5 protein-coding genes and 3 pseudogenes are annotated in these 7,810 nt (G+C 59.3%); 3 read left to right on the top strand and 5 right to left on the bottom strand.

The genetic code is table 11. From position 1 onward, the window contains the following. The 3 genes and pseudogenes from FHW92_RS24875 to FHW92_RS24865 form a co-directional block, all read right to left on the bottom strand. Nucleotides 1–637: pseudogene (locus FHW92_RS24875) on the bottom strand (IS3 family transposase); the annotation flags it as partial. Nucleotides 638–701: 64 nt separating this feature from the next. Further along, nucleotides 702–895: pseudogene (locus tag FHW92_RS24870) on the bottom strand (IS110 family transposase); the annotation flags it as partial. 33 nt (nucleotides 896–928) lie between these two features. Further along, nucleotides 929–2,082, bottom strand: a protein-coding gene (locus tag FHW92_RS24865) for an IS3 family transposase (RefSeq protein ID WP_246870417.1) whose coding sequence is annotated in 2 segments (ribosomal slippage) — nucleotides 929–1,824 and nucleotides 1,824–2,082 — 1,155 coding nt in all. Because the reading frame shifts where the segments join, the coding sequence is not laid out codon by codon here. Between the two features lie 388 nt (nucleotides 2,083–2,470). Between FHW92_RS24865 and FHW92_RS24860 the strand changes: the two are divergent. The 3 genes and pseudogenes from FHW92_RS24860 (at nucleotide 2,471) to FHW92_RS24850 (ending at nucleotide 5,715) form a co-directional block, all read left to right on the top strand. After that, a pseudogene (locus FHW92_RS24860) lies at nucleotides 2,471–3,490 on the top strand (IS110 family transposase). A 602-nt stretch (nucleotides 3,491–4,092) separates the two neighbouring features. After that, entirely contained in the window at nucleotides 4,093–4,254 is a 162-nt protein-coding gene (locus tag FHW92_RS24855; RefSeq protein ID WP_168605985.1) for a hypothetical protein, read from the top strand. 216 nt (nucleotides 4,255–4,470) lie between these two features. Further along, nucleotides 4,471–5,715 (top strand): glycosyltransferase, encoded by a 1,245-nt coding sequence (locus FHW92_RS24850; RefSeq protein WP_168605984.1) that lies wholly within the window; start codon nucleotides 4,471–4,473, stop codon nucleotides 5,713–5,715. Between the two features lie 67 nt (nucleotides 5,716–5,782). Here the strand turns inward: FHW92_RS24850 and FHW92_RS24845 are convergent, their stop codons facing one another. Both FHW92_RS24845 and rfbA read right to left on the bottom strand, forming a co-directional pair. Next, nucleotides 5,783–6,928, bottom strand: a complete 1,146-nt coding sequence (locus FHW92_RS24845) for a DUF1972 domain-containing protein (RefSeq protein ID WP_246870416.1) — start codon at nucleotides 6,926–6,928, stop codon at nucleotides 5,783–5,785. Next, entirely contained in the window at nucleotides 6,925–7,806 is an 882-nt protein-coding gene (gene rfbA / locus FHW92_RS24840; protein WP_168605983.1) for a glucose-1-phosphate thymidylyltransferase RfbA, read from the bottom strand. The genes FHW92_RS24845 and rfbA overlap by 4 nt, the downstream gene beginning before the upstream one ends. Between the last annotated feature and the right edge of the window lie 4 nt (nucleotides 7,807–7,810).

Here is a 7,810-nt window from a genome sequence, read left to right as displayed (position 1 = left end):
ATAGGCAGATTGCGCAAAAGGTAAGGATAGATCCGATGCTCAGGGTGCGGATCGCTGGTACGCGGACGCTGATAGATCGCCGCCAGCCCCATGCGCGCCATCAAACGCCGCACACGCCGACGCCCGACCGCATGGCCCAGACGCTGGAGATGCCGGGTCATTTGCCGACTGCCATACCATGGGCAATCCATGAAAACCGTGTCGATGACCGCCATCAGCACCAGCGTTTCGGCGTTTTCCAGGGCCGGAACGTAATAGTAGGCGGAGCGGCTGATCGACAGAAGTCGACATTGCGACACAACCGATAGCTGCGAATGGGTCGGGTCGATCATAGAACGCCTTTGGGTGATGCTCATCGACCCGACGCTTTCGCCAAAAAATCCCGCTCGACCACCAACTTGCCGATTTTGGCGTGCAGTTGCTCGATTTCCGCCTCACCGGCCGCCTGCGCGCCATGATTGCCGCTGTCGAACAGGCTGGCCATCCCTTCAACTGCCTGGCGCTTCCACCCGCCGATCATCGTGTGATGGACGCCGTGTTTGGCCGCCAACTCCGCCAGCGTCAGATCACCGCGGATCGCCTCCATCGCAACCTTCGCCTTGAAATCCGCGCTGTAGCGCTTTCTCGTCGTTTTCATGTCTGTCCATTCCTGTCTCAGGAATGAGCTTAACACCCTGTCCAGAAAACCGAGACCACCTCACCCCGGCGCGCAGCAGCTTTGCCAGCTCAATCGCATCGCGCCGGTTCGTCTTGACGCGATCTCCAGCACGTTTGGGAATGAGGGCCTATACAATCCATAGCCTGTCGGGCCGGCCTCGTAACAAAAATGCATCTGTTGATGCCGGCTCGCCAGGCGCTGTATCATGCGTCGCATCGCCTCGGGTGTAGCGGTCAACTAGCCTTGACCTGCCCCCCGGCAGTCCCTCGATTATAACGAGAGTCTGGGGGTTAAATACGCTGGCCCGGACGCCTGCACAAGCGCGTCGGGCATGATGGTCTCGTCCTGCACGAAGGCTCGACGCGCTTGTGCAGGCGTCCGGTTGCCCAAAGATGAGTGAGGCCGGACATTATTGTAATCGTAGCGCCAGATCGCCAACTTCCGGCGAGCATCGGCCAGGCTGTCGAACAGTTCCTCATTGAGCAGCTCATCGCGTAGCGAACCGTTGAAGGACTCGATCAACCCGTTCTGCTGGGGCTTGCCGGGATCGATGTAATGCCATTCGACCTTGTTCTTGCCCGCCCATTCCAGGATCGCCCGACTGGTAAATTCGGTGCCATTGTCGCTGACAATGCACGCCGGTTTGCCATGGAGGCGCACCAGCGTGTCGAGTTCACGCACCACGCGAGCGCCCGAGATGCTGGTATCACCCACTAGGCACAGGTTTTCCCGGCAGCAATCATCATTGATGGCCAAAATCCTGAACTTGCGTGAGGCGCCGAACGTGTCGGAGACAAAGTCCATCGACCAGCGCGCGCCCGGAACCAGCGGCACGGGCATCGGTGTGCGGCTGCCACGCGCCCGTTTCCGCCCACGACGGCGGCGAACCGACAATCCTTCCTCCCGATACAGCCGGTAGAGCTTCTTGTGGTTCATGGTCATCCCCTGGCGTTCCAGCATGATGCCGATCCGGCGATAGCCAAAGCGGCGGCGCTGGCCTGCGACCTCACGCATCGCAGTCCGGATGGCTCCATGGTCCGGCGGGCGTCCGCGCCGGACCGTTTTGGGGTCGACACCGATCAGGACGCAGGCCTGGCGCTGGGAAATCGGATAGAGCCCCAGCACCTTGAGCACCGCGTCTCGCCGCAAACCTGGTGTCGTCAGACTTTTCCCAACAGATCCTTCAGGATCACATTGTCGAGCATGCTGTCGGCCAGCAATCGCTTGAGCTTGCCGTTCTCGTCCTCAAGCTGGCGGAGCCGGCGGGCATCGGACACTTCCATCCCGCCGTACTTGCCCTTCAGCTTGTAAAACGTCGTCGTGCTCAAACCATGCTTCCGACAAATCTCGACCGTCGGTAGCCCGGACTCCTGCTCCTTGATCATCCCGATGATCTGCGCCTCGGTAAAACGGCTCTTCCTCATGCGTCTGCTCCTTCTCGTGGACAGACTCTACATCAGAATGAGGGATCTTTCGGGGGGCAGGTCAGCCTAAATAGCGCACCTCGCCTCCACGCTCTTCATCCGCGACGGCGACAGCATTCCGTGCTTTTGCAACATCGATTCCGAGGAAGACCTCTGTAGAATATCCCACGGCTCGTCCTCCTGCGATGAGGATCGACTCGGCCCTTCCGAGGAACCCTCGGATACGCAGTGTAGGGCGAGCCACTCAGCGCGTGGACGGACATACATGGGGTAATCGCGGGAGCGACCACCATGGACAGGATGCCAGATAAGAGAGGTGGTTGTTCTCCGCTATGATGAAGAACGGGCTCTCGATTGGTGACCGGGCCCAACATCGGGGAGAACAACCATGGACGAGTATATCGGGCTGGACGTGTCGCTGAAAGAGACGGCGGTATCCTTTAGGCGCAACGGACAGCGCGTCTGGCGAGGCAAGTGCCCCTCGGATCCGCAGCTTCTTGCCGCATTGATCCGCAAGCATGCTCCTGCGGCCAGGCGCGTAGTCTTCGAGACCGGGCCGCTTTCAGTCTGGTTTTTTCATGCCCTGACCGCAGGAGGAATGCCGGCGATCTGCATCGACGCCTGCCACGCCAAGGCTGCGCTCGACATGGCCGCTAACAAGACAGATGCCAATGACGCCGACGGGCTCGCGCATCTAGCAGAGGTCGGATTCTTCCGCGAAGTCCGGGTAAAGGGCTTCGATAGCATGCTGTCCCGGACGCTTGTCGCAGCTCGAACGAAACTCGTGCGAACGACACTGCACGTAGCGAACCAGATCCGGGGATTGATGAAGACGTTCGGCCTCATCGTTCCGCGCAGCATGGGCGGCAAGTTCGAAGCGCATGTTCGCTCTCTCCTCGCTGACCGCGCCGCACTCTCGCAGATCATCCTGCCCTTGCTCGAAGCCTGGCGCGCTCTTCGCCTCCAGGCTGCCAGACTGACGCAGCAACTCCTCGCCGAAGCGCAGAAGCGAGCAATGTCAGTTGCTGATGTCGATCCCCGGCATTGGTGCGATCACAGCGACGGCCTATCTCACTGCCGTCGAGGATGCATCGAACTTCAAGCGGTCGCGATCAGTGGGCGCCTGGCTGGGCTTGACGACGCGCCGGTATCAATCGGGCGAGGTTGACTATGCGGCCATATCTCCCGAGGTGGAGACGCTCATGTGCGATCGCTCCTATATGAAGCCGCGGTGGTGATCCTGACCCGCAGCCTAGCCAACAGCGATTTGCGCAACTGGGGCATGAAACTGCGCGAAAAGATCGGCTTCAAACGATCCGCCATTGCCGTTGCCCGCAAGCTCGCCGTCATCATGCACGCGATGCTCCGTTCCGGTGAACTGTTCAACAAGGAGGCAGCGACCGCCTAACTCACGAGCTCTGCTGCGCCAAAGGCGCGAAGAGGCGTCCCTGCCGGGACGGAGGCTAGTCCATTCCGTTAAGACCGTTGCACCTCGAGCCCGCTCGGATCGTGCGAGACATACATTGGAAGGACTGTTCCGCGAAGCCCCATGATGCGGCGACCCATATCGACCGCGTAGCCGACCGTGCTCCCGGCAAACAACCTCCAGCGCAAGAAGGCGCTTGCAATTCCCGCTATTAGACGACGGTCTTACTATTGAACTGATCTTCTATGCGTGCTGCGCAATGCGGAGTTGATTTTTGCAGTCGTCCTTTCCTGCGTATTATTGACGTTGGGGGAAGCGTGTTGCTGCGTCACATAGGGCAGCACGCCGTGGCGATTTATCTTGCCGCCCATGTTGGTTTTCTGTCCGCCGGCTATCTTTCCGCTAGGCGTTGACAGGGGAAAGCCAGCGTGCCGTGATCTATTCGGCAGTGCTGGTGCTTAGCCTACTGGGGGGCATGCCTGTTCTGGCTGCCCAGCCTGACCATGCCTTCACCATTCCCACGCCATAGGGGCAACCATGGTCGTCGTGACCTCTGTGCTTGTATACCGCAAGGGGGTGAACTGGTGCGGGCATTGCTCTGGCGTAGTGCCGCCAGCTATTCGGTCTATCTGTTCCATATTCCGGTCACCCGACTGGTAATGATTGCCTTCTTGTTGTCGGCCAATCTTCCCAACACCCTGGGCCTGATCATAGCGGGAACGCTGGGCCTAGCATCGGCGGTTTAAATTCAGCTTGAAACCTTGGCCATTGCGATGGGCCGGGGCGTGTATGGCGGCCGCAAGGTGGCCCTAGTGGTTGAGGCGGTGCCCTGATCAACGGCGCGCGTTCTTGTGAGAAATGCGCAGCACTCCGGTGAGTCTATTTGCAATGCGGCATAATATGGCTTATCGACGCACCGCAAATTCCTTCATGCGACGCTTTCCGGGTGGAAGGTATTTTTGATGCCTAAGCTTTTGAATATGAACGCTTATCACTATCGTAGGGGCGGGTCAGATGTGGTCTATCTTGAGCACGGCGCCCTGTTCGAGCAGCGCGGCTGGGACTGCGGTTATATGGCAATGCAGCATCCCAAGAATGACCCTACGCCGTGGTCGCGCTATTTCGTGCCCGAAATCGAGATGGGGCATGATTATTCGCTCTTACGCAAGGTGGCGATCGCCAAGGAGGTGATCTACTCCACAGATCATGTGCGCTCAGTCAATCGTCTGCTCGATGATTTTCCTGCCGATATCGCGCATATCCACATTCTGCGCCATCATGTGGCGGCCAACATCTTCCCCGCGATGCAGAAGCGGGGCGTCCGGATTGTGCTGACCGCGCACGAGCTCAAACTGCTCTGTCCGGCCTATCGCATGCATGATGGGCAAGCGATCTGCGAGGATTGCAAGCCCAATGCCGTGTGGCACTGCACCATCAAGCGCTGCATGCATGGGTCTTTGGCACTCAGCGGGCTGATCTCGGTGGAATCGGCGGTGCATCGCATGATGGGCTATTACCGCAAATATCTCGACCGTATCATCTGCCCCAGCCGTTTCTATCTAGAGAAGCATGTGGAATGGGGCTGGCCGCGTGAAAAGCTGATCTACATTCCCAATGATTTCGATGTGCCGCCGCTACAACAGGTGCCTGCGCCGGGCGATTACCTCTGCTATTTCGGTCGGCTGTCCTTTGAAAAGGGGTTGGTCACTGTCATCAAAGCGGCCGCCGCAGCGGGAATGCCTTTGCAACTGGTGGGCGAGGGACCCGAAGAACCGAAACTGCGCGAGCTTGCGGCTGAGACCGGGGCTCAGGTCGTTTTTCACGGGCGACAGACGGGTGAGGCTTTGTTCTCGGTCGTGAGCAATGCGCGCGCCTGTGTGCTGGCCGCTGAATGGTATGAAAACGCACCCAAAAGCGTTCTTGAAGCTTTTGGCCTTGGCAAAGTAGTGATCGGCGCCGACATCGGTGGCATCACAGAAATGATTAGACCGGGGGAAACCGGCTTCCTCTTTCCCAGCAAGGACGCGCTGGCTCTGGCTCAGGTACTGCGCGAGTTGCGTGATGTCTCTGACGAACGGCTCATAGAGATGGGGGCTAAGGCTGCCCGCTTTGCGAGCACAGAATTCAGTACGGATCTCTATTTCCGCCGGATGGAAGCGCTTTATGCCGAGCTAGGTGTGGAGCGCAAGATCATGACGGAAGTGTGATGACTGCGGCGTGATGGAGCAAGTGGGATGAGGGGGCGGCAGCCACCCTCACTCCACTTGCCGTGCGTCAGCCTTCCATCAGCAGGTTGCGATAGGCATCCAGAATCATCGGCCACTGGAAGTTTTCTTCCCAGCGGGCCCGGGCCTTGATGCGCAGTTCACCGGCCAGCTTGCTGTCGCTCAACCGGTCAATCTGCGCGGCGCAACTGTCGACATCGCTGAAATAAACCCCGGCATCGCTGGCAACCCAGCGATTGAAGGGATTGTCATGCGCGATTACCGCATTGGCCGCGCCCAGCGCTTCCACCAGCGAGGGGTTGGTGCCCCCAACCTGATGCCCGTGTAGATAGGCGCGGGAGTAGAAGCGCAACGCATTCAGAATAGGCTTATCATAGATGGGGCCGGTAAAGACCACCTCAGGACCGGCGGCGGCCAGAACCTCGGCCTGATAGGGCACGGTCTTACTGTATTTGCCCAGCAGCGCCAGCTTCATGCCGCGGGGTTTGACGCTGAAGGCCTTGACCACTTCCAGCACTGAATTTTCCGGCTCGGGCCGAGCAATCAGCGTAAAGAAACGGTCCGGCTCGAAGCCCAGCGGAGCCAGTCGGGTCACATCGGCGTCAAAAACCGCGTCGCCGCCATAGGGGATGGTGACGATGCGATCGCGCGAAACGCGCGTGGCCAGATGGTCGGCAATCGCCGGATGGTCGGCGACAAGCTTTGTGCCAGCATGCGCCGCGAGCCGTTCATTGACCCACAGATAGGTCTTGGCGCCCAGACCATATTTGGCCCGCTTCCACTCCAGCCCATCCATGTTCACAAAATTGGTGCGGCCCCGGGCGGCAAGCCAGCTGCAGAGGAAGCCGGTGTTGTAGCCTAACGTGAGGATATTGCCGGGCTGCTTGAGCACATCGGCTGCTGCCTTGCAGTCGAACTCGATCGTGCCCGCCGCCCCATCTAACCTGGTGGGGATATGAATGCGGCGGATGCCTTCCCAAATGTCTTCATACTGTTTGCCGGTCTCGCTGCCCTGACAATAGACTGTAACCTGCCAGCCGCGCTGGTGGAGGTACACCGCCAGGCGTTCGGCAAAGGTTTCAAAGCCGCCATGTGCGGCTGGAAGGCCGCGAATGCCCAGAATGTTGACATGCCTTGCCGTTGCGATCTCTTCCATGGGGGACTCCAGCAGTCGGTCCAGCGTGTCGAGGCTCATGCCATGATCTTGCCGGACTGAGCGAGTTTCTTGAGGTAAGTGGCATAATTACCCTTGCCTAGGCGGGTGATCGCGCGACCCAGGCCAGCTTCGTCAATGAAGCCGTGGCGGAAGGCGATCTCTTCGGGGCAGGCGATTTTCATGCCCTGGCGTTTTTCAAGCGTGGCGACAAATTCGGCCGCCTCTAGCAGGCTGTCGGGCGTGCCGGTGTCGAGCCAAGCGAAGCCGCGCCCCATTTCTTTCACACTCAGTCTGCCGCTTTCCAGATAGGCGCGGTTCACATCGGTGATTTCCAGCTCGCCACGGGCGGAAGGGTGAATGTTGGCGGCGATGTTCACCACATCGGCGTCATAGAAATAAAGCCCGGTCACTGCCCAGTTCGACTTGGGAATAGCTGGCTTTTCCTCAATGCTGACCGCGCGCTTGGCGGCGTCAAATTCCACCACGCCGTAACGCTCGGGGTCAGAAACGTGATAGGCAAAGACTGTGGCGCCGCTCAGGCTGGTGCGCGCGTCGCTCATCAGATCGGGCAGGCCGTGGCCGAAGAAGATGTTGTCGCCTAGCACCAGGCATGAAGGCTGGCCATCAATGAAATCGGCGCCGATGGTATAGGCCTGCGCCAGCCCCTTGGGCTCGGGCTGTTCGGCATAGGTCAGTTGCAGGCCCCACTGGCTGCCATCGCCCAGCAGACCGCGGAAGGCGGGCGCGTCATGCGGCGTGGTGATGATGAGAATATCGCGTATTCCCGCCAGCATCAGCGTAGAAAGCGGATAATAGATCATCGGCTTGTCATAGACAGGCATCAACTGCTTGGAGAGCGTCAGTGTCATCGGATAGAGACGCGTTCCCGTGCCACCAGCCAGAATAATTCCCTTCACGTAG

This window comes from Novosphingobium sp. SG707, from assembly GCF_012275515.1.
Classification (GTDB): domain Bacteria; phylum Pseudomonadota; class Alphaproteobacteria; order Sphingomonadales; family Sphingomonadaceae; genus Novosphingobium.
This window is presented reverse-complemented; position numbering and strand designations above follow the sequence as displayed.